Origin of the sequence: Streptomyces sp. NBC_01017 (assembly GCF_045162795.1) — a bacterium.
In the GTDB taxonomy this organism is placed as follows: Bacteria; Actinomycetota; Actinomycetes; order Streptomycetales; family Streptomycetaceae; genus Streptomyces; species Streptomyces machairae.
Window position 1 is genome coordinate 2,449,671 of the sequence record NZ_CP108683.1, and the last position, 14,665, is coordinate 2,464,335.

Genomic DNA, 14,665 nt, shown 5'->3' on the forward strand with positions numbered 1-14,665 from the left:
CGCCCCTTACGGTTTCGTCAGCCCGAGCAGCCGGGCGGCGTTCTCCTTGAGGATCCTCGGCTTGACCTCGTCCTTGATCGACAGCTTCTCGAAGTCGGCGAGCCAGCGGTCGGGGGTGAGGACGGGGAAGTCGGAGCCGAAGAGGACCTTGTCCTTCAGCAGCGTGTTGGCGTACTGCACCAGCTGCGGCGGGAAGTACTTCGGCGACCAGCCGGACAGGTCGATGTGCACGCCCGGCTTGTGGGTGGCCACCGCGAGGGCCTCGTCCTGCCAGGGGAAGGACGGGTGGGCGAGGATGATCTTCAGGTGGGGGAAGTCGGCCGCCACGTCGTCCACGTGGAGGGGGTTGGAGTACTTGAGGCGGATGCCGCCCCCGCCGGGGACTCCGGCGCCGATGCCCGTCTGGCCGGTGTGGAAGAGGGCGATCGTGCCGGTCTCCTCGATCACCTCGTAGAGGTCGTACGCCACCGAGCGGTCGTTGGGGAAGAAGCCCTGGATGCTCGGGTGGAACTTGAAGCCCTTCACCCCGTACTCCTCGACCAGGCGGCGGGCCTGCTTGACGCCCGCCTTGCCACGGAAGGGGTCGATGGACGCGAAGGGGATGAGGACGTCGGCGTTGGCGGCGGCCGCCTCGGCGACCTCCTCGTTCGGGACGGGCGGCGTGCCCGTCGCGGACTCGGCGTCGACCGTGAAGATCACGGCGGCCATCTTCCGCTCGCGGTAGTAGGCGGCCGTCTCCTCCAGGGTCGGCTTCCGCTTGCCCTCGACCTTGAAGTAGGCCGAGGAGGCGTCGTGCAGGTCGTCGTCCAGGGAGGAGTGGCCCTTGGAGGAGACCTCCGCGTGGGTGTGGACGTCGATCGCGACCAGCTCGTCGGGATTCATGGAGGGGGCCATCACGCCTCCGGGAACTTGGGCGCCGGAATACCGACCGACTGGAGTTCGGCGCCGACCGAGCCGGGCCAGGCGTCGGCCAGGGTGTCGGGGGTCCAGCCGCCGTCCGCGTACGCCGCGGCGATCTCCTGCGGATGCGACCAGAGTGCCACCTTGTCACCGCCGATGCCGATGGCCTGGCCCGTGATGCCGCGAGCGGCCTCGGAGGCGAGGAACGGGACGAGGGCGGCGCAGTCCTCGGGGGTGCCGAAACCCTCGCCCTTGCGCAGGAAGTCGGGGAACGGCTCGCCGTTCCTCATCGCCTCGATGTACGGGGTGAAGGCGGGGATGGTCTCGGTCATGGCGGTCGCGGCGACCGGCACGATCGCGTTGACGGTGATGTTCGCGCGGCCCAGCTCCATCGACCAGGTGCGGGCCATGGCGGCGATGCCGGCCTTGGCGGCGGCGTAGTTCGTCTGCCCGAAGTTGCCGCGCTGCCCGGCCGGTGAGCCGACCAGGATCAGGGTGCCGCCCTCGCCCTGCTCGCGCATGCGGACGGCGGCTGCGCGGGCGCAGGTGAAGGTGCCCTTGAGGTGGGTGGTGACCACCGCGTCGAAGTCGTCGTCGGTCATCTTCCACAGGACCTTGTCGCGCAGGATGCCCGCGTTGGTCACCAGGACGTCGAGCCGCCCGAACTCCTCGACGGCACGGTTCACCAGCCGCTGGGCTGCCTCGGTCGTGCCGACCGGGACGACCTCGGCGACGGCGGTGCCGCCGGCCTCGGTGATGGACTTCACGGCCGCCTCGGCCACGTCCTCGTCGACGTCGTTGACGACCACGGAGGCGCCGTGGGCGGCCAGGGCGTGGGCGTAGGCGAGGCCGAGGCCCCGGCCGCTGCCGGTGACGACGGCGGCCTTGCCGGTGAGATCGATGCTGGGCACGGGCGGGTCCCTTCGGGGGGTTCGAGTGGGGTGCGGACTTCGATGTCGAAGGCATGTCGAAGGCGGTGCGAGATCGAAGGTAAGAACAATAGTTGTCGACGTCAATAGTTGTTGGCGACCCGTCCTTGCGTCATGCTGGTGGCAGTACGTACGCCCGCCCCTCACCCGGGGCCTCGACCAGGGAGCCCGCCATCGCCAGCCGGCCGACCACGAACCCCGCACCGATCGACGCCGACGAGCCGTGGATGCGCGGACTGCACGCCGACACGGGCTATCTGCTGTACCGCCTCGGCCTGCGCTCCGGTCAGCTCTTCAACTCCTTCCTCCAGGAGTCGGGCCTGCGCCTGCGCCACTACGCGGTCCTGCGGTTCCTCGCCACCACGCCGGGGGCGCTCCAGCGCGAGCTGAGCGCGTCGCTCGGCTACGACCCGAGCGCGATCGTCGGCCTGGTCGACGACCTGGAGAAGCTGGGCTTCGCCGAGCGGCGCCCTTCCCCCGCCGACCGCCGCAGCCGGATCATCGTGCTGAGCGAAGGCGGCCGGGCGTTCCTGCGCGACACCGACGAGGCCGGGCAGCGCGTCACCAACGAGCTGCTCCAGCCCCTCGACCCAGCCGAGCGTGAGCAGCTGCACGCATTGCTGCAGAGGGTCACCGAGTCCGGCCTGGGGTGACCGGTTCGACGAGGTGATGAGGTGATGGGGTGAGGGGGTGCCGATGACCGCCGACGCCGAGCCGTCCGTACCGGTCGGGCCGTCCGTACCGGCCGAGCCGACCGCGCCGACCGCGCCGGCCAGAGGGACGCGTTCCGCGCCCGACCGCCTGCTGTCCGTGCTCGGGGCCTTCGACCTCGAACATCCGGCGCTGTGTCTGACGGACATCAGCCGACGGGCCGGGCTGAGCCTGACCACCGCGCACCGGCTCGTGACCGCGCTCAGCGAGTGGGGCGCCCTGGAGCGGGACGAGTCCGGCCTCTACCACGTCGGCCTGCGGCTGTGGGAGCTCGCGGCACTCGCGCCGCGCGGCCCGGCGCTGCGGCAGATCGCGCTGCCGTACCTGGAGGACCTGTACGAAGCCACGCACGAGAACGTGCAGTTGGCGGTCCAGGACGGGCCCGAGGTCGTCTACATCGAGTGGCTGTCGGGACGCTCCGCGGTCGGCGTCCACATTCGCGTCGGGGCCCGCTGGCCGCTGCACGCAACGGGGGTCGGCCTCGCGCTGCTCGCGCACAGCGACCCGGAGTTCCAGGACCAGTACCTGGCCGGGCCGCTGACCTCCTTCACGCCGTACACCATCACCGACCCCGCCCGTCTGCGCCGCATGCTGGCCGACGTGCGCCGCACCGGGGTGGCCGTGAGCAGCCGCCAGGTCACCGACGACGCCCTGTCGGTCGCCGCACCGATCCGCAGCCCGGGCGGCCCGATCGCCGCAGCCGTGTCCGTGGTCGTACCCCAGGCCGACGCACAGGTTCCGGTACTGGTGCCGGCGGTACGGCTGGCGGCGCGGGGGATCTCGCGGGCGTTGGGGTGGCGGCCCGAGACGGGGGCGTAGGGTCGCGGGGCGAGGCGAGGCGGGGCGTAGGGGTCGCGGGGCGACGCGGCGGACATCCCTCTCGCCGGTGAGGACGAGGCGTGAGGTCGCTCGCGAAACTGGAAGGGCCCTCGCCCCGAAGAGCCGCCCGTGTCCGCTTGTTCCTGGATCTCTCGTGATCCGGCGCGCGCGGAGGCCGCGTTCGACGCCGTCGCAGGCGCCGGACGGGACGCGATGGCACAGCTGCACAGAATCCTCGGCGTGCTCAACGACCCGCAGGGCAACGGCGGTCCCGGGCGGCTGCCGCAGCCGGGCGTGGCCGACCTGCCGGGCCCGGTCGGCAAGGTCGGCGAGTTCACCAGGGTGGACTCGCCATGGACTACGGGCTGTTCATCCTGGCCCGGATGCGTGAGGCGCGGCAGCTGACCGGCGACGACCAGGAAGCCGTGGGCACCGGACTGCGCCGCTCCGGCCGCGTGGTCACCTGCGCGGCCCTGCTCCTCGCGGTGGTCTTCGGCGCCTTCATGACGGGCGGCTTCGCGCCGATCCTGCAGATCGGACTCGGGCTCACCCTCGCGGTACTGATCGACGCGACCGTCGTACGGATGCTGCTGGTCCCGGCCACCATGGCGCTGCTGGGCCGCCGGGCGTGGTGGGCGCCGAAGCCGCTGCGACGGGCGCACGAACGGCTCGGCCCGCAGGAGCAGCCGCCGGCACCCAAGCCGTCCGTGCCGACGAACGCCTGAGTCCCGGGGCGGCACCGGACCTACAGGCGGACGGTCATCTCCACGCTCACCTCGTCACCGGCCCCGATCCCCTGCGGCTTGCGTACCGCGTTCTTGAGCGGCAGCAGATAGCCGCCGTCCTTGGGGAAGAGGGACGTCCCGAAGGCGACCTCGCCGATCCGCGCCTCGACCGGGATGACGCCCCAGCCGTACGTGGCCATCGCGGCCACCTCGCGGATGTCGGCGGATTCCTCGTCCGGCACCCTCAGGAAGTAGTACGGCGCCGGGCCGCGCCATTCGATCACCCGGCCGGTGAAGACGAGTTCCACGGAGTCAGTCCCTCTCCTCTTGCGCGGCCGAGGACGGCCATTCCCGTATTCAAAGGGTGAACTCGGCTGTGAGGGAAGGGTTTTCTCCACTTCACGCGACGGGCCGACATGGGGCCGTCACCACTCCCCACCCAGGGGCGCGGGAAACCGCGCGACCAGCCACAACGCACCCGCGGACGCCCACCAACCCAGCGCGGCACTCCCCCCGGCAGAAACCCGGCGGAGCGTCACAGCTCTGCCCGAAACGCCGCCGGCGTCATCTCCGTGTGCTGATGGAAGAACTTGGAGAAGTTCGCGGCGTCCGGAAAACCGACGGCCGCCCCGATCCGCCCGATCGGCATGTCCGTGTGGGCCAGGAGCCGCTTCGCCTCCAGGACCACGCGCTTGTCGATGAAGCCCTTGGGCGTCTCCCCGGTGGCGGCGCGGACCGCGCGGACGAGGGTGCGGCGGGAGTAACCGAGCTGGTCGGCGTAGGCGCTGACGCTGTGGTTGGTGGCGAAGCCCCGCTCCACCGCGTCCCGGAAGAGCGTGAACGTCGTGTCGGCCTGTCGGCGCGCGGCCTCCGCCGAGCTCGCGGCGAGGTGTGCCAGGCGCAGGAGGAACGCCGTGAGGGAGTGCCGCAGGACCGACGTGTGCAGGCTCAGGGGGAGGGTCGTCGTGTCCTCGTACTCGCGCTGGAGTTGGGCGAGGGCCGAGCGGAGGCCGGTGAGCTGGGCCTCGTCGGGGTGGAGCAGGGGCGGGAGGTCGTAGCGGTACAGGCCGGTGGCCTCGACCGTGGCGCGGGGCAGGAAGCCCGGCTGCATGGTCAGGACGGTGCCGCGGTAGCCGCCGGCCGTCGAGAAGCGGTGGACCTGGCCGGGGCGGATCCACAGCAGATCGCCGGCCTGCGCCTCGTACTCGGCGAAGTCGATCATGTGACGTACGGGGCCCTCGTCGAACAGCATCACGACGTGGAAGTCGATGCGGTGCACCCGCTCCAGCGGTGCGTCGGCGGCATGCCAGGTGCGGCCGGTGCCCATCGGGCCGACCTGCATGCCGACGCCCAGGACGCTCAGATCGACGGGGAACGGAAACGTCCGTATCGCGTCGCCGCCTTGAACCCCTGTGTCCACCATGCCCGCCATGTCCGTCTCGTGCTGTCTCAGCCGTGCGGGCCCCTCGCTCAGCCGTGCGCGGCGCCCGTCGCGGTGTCCCACTTTCACCACAGCCTGACACACCCCGACCTTCCCTCGTAAAAGTCAGACTTTTAGTTTTGAACGCGTTGGACCAGCCACTTCGCTCCGATCGAGGACTTTTTGAAGATGAGCACGCAGACACCGGACAGCTTCGAATGGACCGAACTCGACCGGCGTGCCGTCGACACCGCGCGTCTTTTGGCGGCGGATGCCGTGCAGCGAGTCGGTAACGGCCACCCGGGCACGGCCATGAGTCTCGCCCCGGCCGCGTACACGATCTTTCAGAAGGTGATGCGTCACGACCCCGCCGACCCCGAGTGGACCGGCCGGGACCGTTTCGTCCTCTCCCCCGGCCACACCTCGCTGACCCTCTACACCCAGCTCTTCCTCGCCGGGTACGAGCTGGAGCTCGACGACCTCAAGGCCTTCCGGACCCAGGGTTCGAAGACGCCGGGTCACCCCGAGTACGGGCACACGGCCGGCGTCGAGACGACGACCGGCCCGCTGGGTCAGGGTGTCGCCAACGCGGTCGGCATGGCGATGGCCGCCCGCTACGAGCGCGGCCTGTTCGACCCGGAGGCGCCACAGGGCGAGTCCCCTTTCGACCACACCATCTGGGCGATCGTCTCCGACGGTGACCTGGAGGAGGGCGTCTCCGCCGAGGCCTCCTCCCTCGCCGGCCACCAGAAGCTCGGCAACCTGGTCTTCCTCTACGACGACAACCACATCTCCATCGAGGGCGACACGGCGACCGCCTTCTCCGAGGACGTGCTGAAGCGGTACGAGGCGTACGGCTGGCACGTGCAGCGGATCGAGCCGGAGCTGGGCGGCGACATCGACGTCCACGCGCTGTACGCGGCGCTCAGGGCGGCGCAGTCCGAGACCGAGCGTCCCTCGATCATCGCGATGCGCACGGTCATCGCCTGGCCCGCCCCGAACGCGCAGAACACCGAGGCCTCCCACGGCTCGGCGCTGGGCGCGGACGAGATCGCCGCCACCAAGCACATCCTCGGCTTCGACCCCGAGCAGTCCTTCGAGGTCGCGGCCGAAGTCCTCGCCCACGCCCGGCGCGCCCTCGACCGGGGCGCCGAGGCGCACGCGGCCTGGGACAAGCAGCTCGGCACGTGGCGCTCCGCCAACCCCGAGCGCGCCCAGCTGTTCGACCGGATCGTCGCCGGTCAGCTGCCCGAGGGCTGGGAGTCCTCGATCCCGGTCTTCGAGGAGGGCAAGCCGGTCGCCACCCGCGCCGCCTCCGGCAAGGTGCTCCAGGCCCTCGGCGCCGTCGTCCCCGAGCTGTGGGGCGGCTCGGCCGACCTGGCCGGCTCCAACAACACGACCATCGACAGGACGAGTTCGTTCCTGCCGAAGGGCAACCCCCTGCCCGAGGCCGACCCCTACGGCCGTACGGTCCACTTCGGCATCCGCGAGTTCTCGATGGCCGCGGAGATGAACGGCATCGCGCTGCACGGCAACACCCGTATCTACGGCGGCACCTTCCTGGTGTTCTCCGACTACATGCGCAACGCCGTCCGCATGTCGGCCCTGATGCAGCTGCCGGTGACGTACGTCTGGACGCACGACTCCATCGGCCTCGGCGAGGACGGCCCCACGCACCAGCCGGTCGAGCACCTGGCGTCGCTGCGCGCCATCCCGGGACTGAACATCGTCCGCCCCGCCGACGCCAACGAGACCGCCATCGCCTGGGCCGAGATCCTCAGGCGGCACTCCACCGCCCCGGCCCCGCACGGGCTGGCGCTCACCCGCCAGGGTGTGCCGACGTACGCACCCAACTCCGATGCGGCGAAGGGCGGTTACGTCCTTCAGGAGTCCTCCGCCGAGACGCCCGAGGTGATCCTCGTCGCCACCGGTTCCGAGGTCCAGCTCGCCGTCGCCGCGCGGGAGCGGTTGGAGGCCGACGGGATCGGTACCCGTGTCGTCTCGATGCCGTCCGTCGAGTGGTTCGAGGAGCAGCCCCGTGAGTACCGCGAGAGTGTCCTGCCGCCGGCCGTGAAGGCGCGGGTCGCCGTCGAGGCCGGGATCGGGCTCACCTGGTACCGGTTCGTCGGCGACGCGGGACGCATCGTCTCCCTGGAGCACTTCGGTGCCTCCGCCGACGCGAAGACCCTGTTCGCCGAGTACGGCTTCACCCCCGAGAACGTCGCCGCCGCAGCCAGGGAATCGCTGGCCGCCGCGCGTGGTTGATCCGACCGCCAGAAAGAAGATGAACACTGTGAGCACCGAAGCCACCGCTACCGCGGGAGCCCTCAAGCGCCTCTCCGACGAAGGCGTCTCGATCTGGCTGGACGACCTGTCGCGCAAGCGGATCGAGTCGGGCAACCTCGCCGAGCTGATCGCGAACAAGAACGTCGTGGGCGTCACCACCAACCCGTCCATCTTCCAGGCCGCCATCGGCTCCGGTGAGGGCTACGAGGAGCAGCTCGCCGACCTCGCGGTGCGGGGTGTCACGGTCGACGAGGCCGTGCGCATGATGACGACCGCCGACGTCCGTGCCGCCGCAGACATCCTGCGTCCCGTGTACGACGCGACGGAGGGCCGGGACGGCCGGGTCTCCATCGAGGTCGACCCGCGTCTCGCCCACGACACGACGGCCACCATCGCCGAGGCACGGCAGCTCGCCTGGCTGGTCGACCGCCCCAACGTGATGATCAAGATCCCGGCGACCGAGGCCGGGCTGCCCGCCATCACCGAGGTCATCGCCCAGGGCATCAGCGTCAACGTCACGCTGATCTTCTCCCTGGAGCGCTACCGGGAGGTCATGGACGCCTACATCGCCGGTCTGGAGAAGGCCGCCGCGAAGGGCCTCGACCTTTCCGCCATCCACTCCGTGGCGTCCTTCTTCGTCTCCCGCGTCGACTCCGAGATCGACAAGCGGCTGGCGGCGATCGGCACGGACCCGGCCCTCGCGCTCAAGGGCCGGGCGGCGCTCGCCAACGCACGGCTCGCCTACGAGGCCTACGAGCACGTCTTCTCCGGTGACCGCTGGACCGCCCTCGGCGGTGCCCGGGCCAACAAGCAGCGTCCCCTGTGGGCCTCGACCGGCGTGAAGGACCCGGCGTACAAGGACACCCTGTACGTGGACGAACTGGTCGCGCCCGGCACCGTCAACACCATGCCCGAGGCCACCCTGAACGCCACCGCCGACCACGGCGGGATCACCGGCGACACGGTGAGCGGCGGCTACGCACAGGCCCGTGCCGACCTGGCCGCCGTGGAGGCGCTCGGCATCTCCTACGACGAGGTGGTCGCCCGGTTGGAGGACGAGGGCGTCGCCAAGTTCGAGGTGGCGTGGCAGGACCTGTTGGACGCCGTGCAGAAGTCGCTCGGCAGCAAGGGAGCTGACGCAGCATGACCACCGACCGGGACCGGGACTGGGACAACCCCCTGCGCGACCCGCGCGACCGCCGTCTGCCCCGGATCGCGGGCCCGTCCGGGCTCGTCATCTTCGGTGTGACCGGCGATCTGTCCCGCAAGAAGCTGATGCCGGCCGTGTACGACCTCGCCAACCGCGGCATGCTGCCGCCGGGCTTCTCACTCGTCGGGTTCGCCCGCCGGGACTGGGAGGACCAGGACTTCGCGCAGGTCGTGCACGACTCGGTGCGCGAGCACGCCCGTACGGAGTTCCGCGAGGAGGTCTGGCAGCAGCTCGCCGAGGGCATGCGGTTCATCCCGGGTGACTTCGACGACGACGAGGCCTTCAAGCAGCTGCGTCAGACCGTCGACGAGCTGGACACGGCCCGCGGTACGAGCGGCAACTACGCCTTCTACCTCTCCGTACCGCCGAAGTTCTTCCCGAAGGTCGTGCAGCAGCTGAAGAAGCACGGCCTGGCAAACGCCCCGGAGGGGTCCTGGCGGCGGGCGGTCATCGAGAAGCCGTTCGGCCACGACCTCGCGAGCGCCCGCGAGCTGAACGCGATCGTGCACGACGTGTTCGACCCGGAGCAGGTCTTCCGGATCGACCACTACCTGGGCAAGGAGACCGTCCAGAACATCCTGGCGCTGCGGTTCGCCAACCAGATGTTCGAGCCGATCTGGAACCGGTCGTATGTCGACCATGTGCAGATCACGATGGCCGAGGACATCGGCATCGGCGGCCGGGCGGGCTACTACGACGGCATCGGCTCGGCGCGTGACGTCATCCAGAACCACCTGCTCCAGCTGATGGCGCTGACCGCGATGGAGGAGCCGGCCGCCTTCGACGCCGGGTCGCTGCTCACCGAGAAGCTGAAGGTGCTCAAGGCCGTCAAACTGCCGGCGGACCTGGGCAGGCACACCGTGCGCGGGCAGTACGCGGCGAGCTGGCAGGGCGGCCAGCAGGTCGCCGGGTACCTCCAGGAGGACGGCATCGACGCGCGGTCGAAGACCGACACGTACGCCGCCGTCAGGCTGAACGTCGACAACCGGCGCTGGGCGGGTGTGCCGTTCTACCTGCGCACCGGCAAGCGGCTCGGGCGGCGGGTCACCGAGATCGCGGTCGTCTTCCAGCGGGCGCCGCACTCGCCGTTCGACTCGACCGCCACCGAGGAACTCGGCCAGAACGCGATCGTGATCCGCGTCCAGCCGGACGAGGGCGTGACGGTGCGGTTCGGCTCCAAGGTGCCGGGCACGTCGATGGAGATCCGGGACGTGACGATGGACTTCGCGTACGGCGAGTCGTTCACGGAGTCCAGCCCGGAGGCCTACGAGCGGCTCATCCTGGATGTCCTCCTTGGTGACGCCAATTTGTTCCCCCGTCACCAGGAAGTGGAAGAGTCCTGGAAGATCCTCGACCCGATCGAGGAGTACTGGGACACACACGGCAAGCCGGCGCAGTACGCGTCCGGGAGCTGGGGACCCGAGGAAGCCGACGAGATGCTCGCACGAGACGGACGGAGCTGGCGCAGGCCATGAAGATCGACCTGAGCGACACCACGGCAAGCAAGATCAACAAGGCGCTGGTGAAGGGGCGCCGCGCGATCGGCACGCCGGCCGTGGGCATGGTCCTGACGATGGTCATCGTCACGGATGAGGAGAACGCCTACGACTCGATCAAGGCGGCCGAGGAGGCGTCCCACGAGCACCCGGCACGCACCCTGGTGGTCATCAAGCGGCACGCCCGCACCCCGCGCGACCGCACCCGCTCGCACCTGGATGCCGAGGTCCGGGTGGGCGCCGACGCCGGCACCGGTGAGACGGTCGTGCTGCGCACGTACGGCGAGGTGTCCGACCACGCCGACTCGGTGGTGCTGCCGCTGCTGCTGCCGGACGCGCCGGTCGTGGTGTGGTGGCCGGTGGAGGCGCCGGAGAACCCCTCGAAGGACCCGCTGGGGGCGCTGGCGCAGCGCCGGATCACCGACCTTTACACATCCGAGACCCCGCTGTCGGACCTGGAGGTCCGCGCTCGCTCCTACGCGCCCGGCGACACCGACCTCGCCTGGACCCGGCTCACCCCGTGGCGCTCCATGCTCGCCGCGGCCCTGGACCAGGCCCGGGTACCGATCATCTCGGCAGCCGTGGAGGCAGAGGCCGACAACCCGGCCGCCGAACTGCTGGCCCGCTGGCTGGAGGCCCGCCTCCACGTCACCGCGGAGCGGGTCGTCACCGCCGGTCCGGTCGTCACCGGCGTGCGCCTCGGCACCGAGAGCGGCGAGATCGTCATCGACCGCCCCGAGGGCCCGCTGGCCACGCTGACCCTGCCGGACCAGCCGCCGCGCACCCTCGCGCTGAAGGTCCGCACCACCTCCGAACTCATCGCCGAGGAGCTCAGGCGCCTCGACGCGGACGAGATGTACGCCGTCGCCCTGCGGGGCGAGGCCACCAAGGAGACCCCTGACCATGTCTGACCCGCTGTCCGACACACCCCGTCTCACCCAGCGCCCCGAATGGGCGGCCCTGGAGGACCACCGCGAGGACGCGCTGCAGCGCCCGCGGCTGCGTGAGCTGTTCGCGGCCGATCCCTCCCGCGCCGAGCGGTACGTCGTACGCGTCGGTGATCTGCGCATCGACTACTCCAAGCACCTGATCAACGACGAGACGCTCGCCCTGCTCCAGGAACTGGCCGCCGCCACCGACGTGTTCGGGCTGCGCGACGCGATGTTCCGCGGCGAGAGGATCAACGTCACCGAGGACCGGGCGGTGCTGCACACCGCGCTGCGGGCGCCGCGGGACGCGGTGATCGAGGTGGACGGCGAGAACGTCGTGCCCAAGGTGCACGCGGTGCTCGACAGGATGGGCGACTTCGCCGAGCGCGTCCGCTCCGGCGCGTGGACCGGCCACACCGGCCGCCGGATCCGCAACGTCGTCAACATCGGCATCGGCGGCTCCGACCTCGGTCCGGCGATGGCGTACGACGCTCTTCGCCCGTTCACCGCACGGGAGTTGACGTTCCGGTTCGTGTCGAACATCGACGGCGCCGACCTCCATGAGGCGGTGCGGGACCTGGACCCGGCGGAGACGCTGTTCATCGTCGCGTCCAAGACGTTCACCACGATCGAGACGATCACCAACGCCACGTCGGCCCGTTCCTGGCTGCTGGCCGGGCTCGACGGCGAGGACAAGGCGGTCGCCAAGCACTTCGTCGCGCTGTCGACCAACGCCGAGAAGGTCACGGACTTCGGCATCGACCCGGACAACATGTTCGAGTTCTGGGACTGGGTCGGCGGCCGCTACTCCTACGACTCGGCGATCGGCCTGTCCCTGATGATCGCCATCGGCCCGGACCGCTTCCGGGAGATGCTCGACGGCTTCCACACCGTCGACGAGCACTTCAAGAGCGCGCCCGCCGAGGCCAACGCCCCACTGATCATGGGCCTGTTGGGCATCTGGTACGGCAACTTCTTCGGCGCCGAGTCCCATGCGGTGCTGCCGTACTCGCACTACCTGTCGAAGTTCACGGCGTATCTCCAGCAGCTCGACATGGAGTCCAACGGCAAGTCGGTGGACCGCGACGGCCACACCGTGGGCTGGGCGACCGGTCCGGTGGTGTGGGGCACGCCCGGCACCAACGGACAGCACGCCTACTACCAGCTGATCCACCAGGGCACCCGGCTGATCCCGGCCGACCTGATCGGGTTCGCCCGGCCGGTCGCCGAGCTGAGCGACGAGCTCAAGGCGCAGCACGACCTGTTGATGGCGAACCTGTTCGCCCAGGGCCAGGCGCTCGCCTTCGGCAAGACCGCGGACGAGGTGCGCGCCGAGGGTGTGCCCGAGGAGCAGGTCCCGCACCGCACCTTCCTCGGCAACCACCCCACCACCACGATCCTCGCCCCCGAGCTGACCCCGTCGGTCCTCGGCCAGCTGGTCGCCCTCTACGAGCACAAGGTGTTCGTCCAGGGCGCCGTCTGGAACATCGACTCCTTCGACCAGTGGGGTGTCGAGCTGGGCAAGGTCCTCGCCAAGCGTGTCGAGCCCGCCCTCACCGAAGGGGCCGAGGTCCCCGGTCTCGATCCGTCCACGGCCGCCCTCGTGGCCGCGTACCGCTCGCTCAAGAACGCATCGGACGCGCAGGGCGTCCAGGAGGAAGTGAACTGACATGCAGATCGGTCTTGTTGGTCTCGGCAAGATGGGCGGCAACATGCGCGAGCGTCTGCGCAACGCCGGCCACACCGTCGTCGGCTACGACACCAACCCCGAACTGTCCGACGTCGCGAGCCTGGCCGACCTCGTCGACCAGCTCGACGCGCCGCGCACGGTCTGGGTCATGGTCCCGGCGGGCCGCCCCACCCAGCTCGTGATCGACCAGCTGGGGAGCCTCCTCAAGCCGTACGACACGGTGGTCGACGGGGGCAACTCCCGCTGGACGGACGACGAGAAGCACGCCAAGGAGCTGGCCGCGCACGGCATCGGTTTCGTCGACGCCGGCGTGTCCGGCGGCGTGTGGGGTCTGAAGAACGGCTACGCGCTGATGGTCGGCGGCGAGAAGGAGTACGTCGACCGGCTCAAGCCGATCTTCGAGGCGCTCAAGCCGGAGGGGCCGTACGGCTACGTCCACGCGGGCAAGGTGGGCGCCGGGCACTTCGCGAAGATGGTTCACAACGGCATCGAGTACGCCATGATGCAGTCCTACGCCGAGGGCTGGGAGCTGCTGGAGAAGGTCGAGTCGGTGGACAACGTCCGGGAGGTCTTCCGCTCCTGGCAGGACGGCACGGTCATCCGCTCGTGGCTGCTGGACCTCGCGGTGAACGCCCTCGACGAGGACGAGCACCTGGAGAAGCTGAAGGGCTTCGCGCAGGACTCCGGCGAGGGCCGCTGGACCGTCGAGGCGGCCATCGACCACGCGGTGCCGCTGCCGGCGATCACCACCTCGCTGTTCGCGCGGTTCGCGTCCCGCCAGGACGACTCCCCGCAGATGAAGATGATCGCGGCGCTGCGCAACCAGTTCGGCGGGCACGCCGTCGAGTCGAAGGAGTAGCCCGCCGTGGGGGATCTCTTTCTGGTCCGCCACGGTGAGACGCGGTGGAGCAGGTCGGGACAGCACACCAGCTGGACCGATCTGCCCCTCACCCAGGACGGCGAGGAACAGGCCAAGTCCCTGGCGCCGCTGCTGTCCGGCCGGACCTTCTCACTGGCGCTGACCAGCCCGCTGCGCCGCGCCGTGCGCACGGCCGAACTGGCGGGCGTGTCGGGGGCCGTACCGGACCCTGATCTGCACGAGTGGGACTACGGCGGCTACGAGGGCGTCACCACGGTCGACATCCACCGCTCCCGCCCCGACTGGTCCCTGTGGACGGACGGCGTCCCGCCCGGACCGGACGACCACGCCGGTGAGTCACCGGCCGAGGTGGGGGCACGGGCCGACCGGGTGCTGGCCCGGGTGGACGTGGCGCTGCTGGACGGCGATGTCATCCTCGTGGCGCACGGCCACTTCCTGCGTGTCGTCACGGCCAGGCGGCTGGGCCTCGCACCGGCGGACGGGCGGCTGTTCCAGCTGGCGACGGGCACGGTGAGCCGCCTGTCGACGGAGCACGGGCGGCCCGTGATCGCGGGCTGGAACACCAGGCCTTAGGCCGAGCATGGCCGGGCCGCATCCGCAGCGGGCGTCAACCTCGCGTTCACTGCGGATGCGGCCCGGTGGGCTTCCTGGGATCCTGGGGTCCCCGTAC

General features: G+C 70.4%; 14 protein-coding genes and 1 pseudogene. 11 read left to right on the forward strand and 4 right to left on the reverse strand.

Going from position 1 to position 14,665, the window contains the following annotated elements; translation table 11 throughout:
* Positions 1 to 6: 6 nt before the first annotated feature.
* Positions 7 to 882, reverse strand: coding sequence for an amidohydrolase family protein (locus tag OG331_RS11380; protein ID WP_363033039.1), 876 nt, complete (start codon positions 880 to 882; stop codon positions 7 to 9).
* An 11-nt stretch (positions 883 to 893) separates the two neighbouring features.
* Positions 894 to 1,811 carry an SDR family oxidoreductase gene (locus OG331_RS11385; protein ID WP_406194666.1) on the reverse strand — a complete coding sequence of 306 codons (918 nt, stop codon included), beginning with the start codon at positions 1,809 to 1,811 and terminating at the stop codon, positions 894 to 896.
* Positions 1,812 to 2,056: 245 nt separating this feature from the next.
* Between OG331_RS11385 and OG331_RS11390 the strand changes: the two genes are divergently transcribed.
* From OG331_RS11390 to OG331_RS11405, 4 genes and pseudogenes are all read left to right on the forward strand, one after another.
* Positions 2,057 to 2,482, forward strand: coding sequence for a MarR family winged helix-turn-helix transcriptional regulator (locus tag OG331_RS11390; RefSeq protein ID WP_406209942.1), 426 nt, complete (start codon positions 2,057 to 2,059; stop codon positions 2,480 to 2,482).
* A gap of 37 nt (positions 2,483 to 2,519) precedes the next feature.
* Positions 2,520 to 3,359, forward strand: coding sequence for an IclR family transcriptional regulator (locus OG331_RS11395; protein ID WP_406194669.1), 840 nt, complete (start codon positions 2,520 to 2,522; stop codon positions 3,357 to 3,359).
* Between the two features lie 129 nt (positions 3,360 to 3,488).
* The gene (locus OG331_RS11400; protein ID WP_406194671.1) at positions 3,489 to 3,764 is read left to right on the forward strand and encodes a hypothetical protein; all 276 of its coding nucleotides are present in this window, start codon (positions 3,489 to 3,491) and stop codon (positions 3,762 to 3,764) included.
* Positions 3,704 to 4,084: pseudogene (locus tag OG331_RS11405) on the forward strand (MMPL family transporter); the annotation flags it as partial. The gene OG331_RS11400 and the pseudogene OG331_RS11405, both read left to right, overlap by 61 nt.
* 20 nt (positions 4,085 to 4,104) lie before the next feature.
* Here OG331_RS11405 and OG331_RS11410 read toward each other — a convergent pair.
* Complete coding sequence (locus OG331_RS11410) at positions 4,105 to 4,392, reverse strand: DUF1905 domain-containing protein (protein WP_406194673.1); 288 nt, start codon at positions 4,390 to 4,392, stop codon at positions 4,105 to 4,107.
* Between the two features lie 227 nt (positions 4,393 to 4,619).
* Entirely contained in the window at positions 4,620 to 5,507 is an 888-nt protein-coding gene (locus OG331_RS11415; RefSeq protein WP_406209945.1) for an AraC family transcriptional regulator, read from the reverse strand.
* 186 nt (positions 5,508 to 5,693) lie between these two features.
* Between OG331_RS11415 and tkt the strand changes: the two genes are divergently transcribed.
* From tkt to OG331_RS11450, 7 genes are read left to right on the forward strand one after another with little or no spacing between them, the layout of a single operon-like run.
* Entirely contained in the window at positions 5,694 to 7,769 is a 2,076-nt protein-coding gene (gene tkt, locus OG331_RS11420) for a transketolase (protein WP_406194676.1), read from the forward strand.
* A 19-nt stretch (positions 7,770 to 7,788) separates the two neighbouring features.
* Positions 7,789 to 8,937 (forward strand): transaldolase, encoded by a 1,149-nt coding sequence (tal, locus tag OG331_RS11425; protein WP_406194678.1) that lies wholly within the window; start codon positions 7,789 to 7,791, stop codon positions 8,935 to 8,937.
* Positions 8,934 to 10,475 carry a glucose-6-phosphate dehydrogenase gene (gene zwf / locus OG331_RS11430; protein WP_406194680.1) on the forward strand — a complete coding sequence of 514 codons (1,542 nt, stop codon included), beginning with the start codon at positions 8,934 to 8,936 and terminating at the stop codon, positions 10,473 to 10,475. Before tal ends, zwf begins: the two co-directional genes overlap by 4 nt.
* Positions 10,472 to 11,407, forward strand: coding sequence for a glucose-6-phosphate dehydrogenase assembly protein OpcA (gene opcA / locus OG331_RS11435; protein ID WP_406194682.1), 936 nt, complete (start codon positions 10,472 to 10,474; stop codon positions 11,405 to 11,407). The genes zwf and opcA overlap by 4 nt, the downstream gene beginning before the upstream one ends.
* A 4-nt stretch (positions 11,408 to 11,411) precedes the next feature.
* Complete coding sequence (gene pgi, locus OG331_RS11440) at positions 11,412 to 13,094, forward strand: glucose-6-phosphate isomerase (protein ID WP_406209948.1); 1,683 nt, start codon at positions 11,412 to 11,414, stop codon at positions 13,092 to 13,094.
* A 1-nt stretch (position 13,095) separates the two neighbouring features.
* Complete coding sequence (gnd, locus tag OG331_RS11445; RefSeq protein ID WP_406194684.1) at positions 13,096 to 13,974, forward strand: phosphogluconate dehydrogenase (NAD(+)-dependent, decarboxylating); 879 nt, start codon at positions 13,096 to 13,098, stop codon at positions 13,972 to 13,974.
* Between the two features lie 6 nt (positions 13,975 to 13,980).
* Positions 13,981 to 14,568 carry a histidine phosphatase family protein gene (locus OG331_RS11450; RefSeq protein WP_406194687.1) on the forward strand — a complete coding sequence of 196 codons (588 nt, stop codon included), beginning with the start codon at positions 13,981 to 13,983 and terminating at the stop codon, positions 14,566 to 14,568.
* Positions 14,569 to 14,665 lie beyond the last annotated feature (97 nt).

What these genes read in the sequence shown, in the direction of transcription:
- opcA (WP_406194682.1), top strand. Translation starts at nt 10,472, where the DNA reads ATGAAGATCGACCTGAGCGACACCACGGCAAGCAAGATCAACAAGGCG.
- tkt (WP_406194676.1), top strand. Translation starts at nt 5,694, where the DNA reads ATGAGCACGCAGACACCGGACAGCTTCGAATGGACCGAACTCGACCGG.
- zwf (WP_406194680.1), top strand. Translation starts at nt 8,934, where the DNA reads ATGACCACCGACCGGGACCGGGACTGGGACAACCCCCTGCGCGACCCG.
- OG331_RS11390 (WP_406209942.1), top strand. Translation starts at nt 2,057, where the DNA reads ATGCGCGGACTGCACGCCGACACGGGCTATCTGCTGTACCGCCTCGGC.
- tal (WP_406194678.1), top strand. Translation starts at nt 7,789, where the DNA reads ATGAACACTGTGAGCACCGAAGCCACCGCTACCGCGGGAGCCCTCAAG.
- gnd (WP_406194684.1), top strand. Translation starts at nt 13,096, where the DNA reads ATGCAGATCGGTCTTGTTGGTCTCGGCAAGATGGGCGGCAACATGCGC.
- OG331_RS11380 (WP_363033039.1), bottom strand. Translation starts at nt 882, where the DNA reads ATGAATCCCGACGAGCTGGTCGCGATCGACGTCCACACCCACGCGGAG.
- OG331_RS11415 (WP_406209945.1), bottom strand. Translation starts at nt 5,507, where the DNA reads ATGGTGGACACAGGGGTTCAAGGCGGCGACGCGATACGGACGTTTCCG.